This is a genomic window from Mesorhizobium sp. M8A.F.Ca.ET.021.01.1.1, from assembly GCF_003998025.1.
In the GTDB taxonomy this organism is placed as follows: Bacteria; Pseudomonadota; Alphaproteobacteria; order Rhizobiales; family Rhizobiaceae; genus Mesorhizobium.
In genome coordinates this window covers 1-1064 of record NZ_RZSJ01000980.1, presented here as the reverse complement: position 1 = coordinate 1064, position 1064 = coordinate 1, and the positions used below count along the sequence as shown (strand labels likewise).

The following is a 1064-nucleotide window of genomic DNA, read 5'->3' as shown; positions in this document are numbered from 1 at the left end:
TGCCGGGACCGTCGTCCTGGGCGCTCGAAACCAGGGCGCCGTTGTTGGACTTCAGACCGAGCGATTCGGCTATGTCGGAGGTGACCGGCTGGATTTCGACGCCGAGCCAGCCGCGCTGGACCGCGCCATTCTTCATCAGATCTCCGACGACCTGCTTGGCGGTCGAGGCCGGAATGTCGAAGGCAATGCCGACGCTGCCGCCCGAAGGCGAGAAGATGGCGGTGTTGATGCCGACCACCTGGCCGTTGAGATTGAAGGTCGGGCCACCCGAATTGCCGCGGTTGACCGATGCGTCGATCTGGAGGAAATCGTCATAGGGGCCGGCGCCGATATCGCGGCCGCGCGCCGATACGATGCCGGCGGTGACGGTGCCGCCGAGACCAAACGGGTTGCCGACAGCCACGACCCAGTCGCCGACGCGAACCTTGGAATCGTCGGCGAAGTCGACATAGGTGAACTTGCCGCCACCATCGACCTTGAGCACGGCGAGATCAGTGCGCGGATCGGTGCCGACCAGCTTGGCGTCGAGTTCCTTGCCGTCATTGGTCACCACGGTGAAGGCGGTGCCTTCTTCGACGACATGGTTATTGGTGACGAGATAACCGTCTTCGGAGATGAAGAAGCCGGAGCCCTGCGCCACCGGACGCGGCTGGTCGTTGTTGCGATCGCGATGACCGAAGCGGCGCTGACCTTCATCGTTCTGGCCACCCTGGTCACCAAAGCCGCGGAATTCCTTGAAGAAGCGGCGCAGCTGCGGATTGTTGGGAAGATTGTCGAAACCGCCCTGATCGTCGGAACCGTCATCGGCGGTCGGTTGCAGCTTGGCCTTGACCTTGACGCTGACCACGGTTGGCGAAACGCGCTCGACGACATCGGCGAAGCTCGGAACCTGGGGAGCCTCGACACGCACGGCGTCAGCCAGAACGGGGCTGGTTCCACTGGTCAGCGCGCCAACGCCGATCGCGCCGGCGACAGCGACGGACGCGGCGGCAGCCAGAAGACGCTTACGGGTGCGGGAATATGAATTGGGGGCAATATTCATGGATATCTTATCCTCTTTCAAC

At 63.1% G+C, this 1064-nt stretch carries 1 protein-coding gene; it reads right to left on the bottom strand.

Annotated features, from left to right (window positions below; translation table 11 throughout):
• The coding region (locus tag EOA36_RS36005; RefSeq protein WP_127281286.1) for a trypsin-like peptidase domain-containing protein at positions 1-1042 on the bottom strand (1042 nt) is incomplete at its 3' end.
• Positions 1043-1064 lie beyond the last annotated feature (22 nt).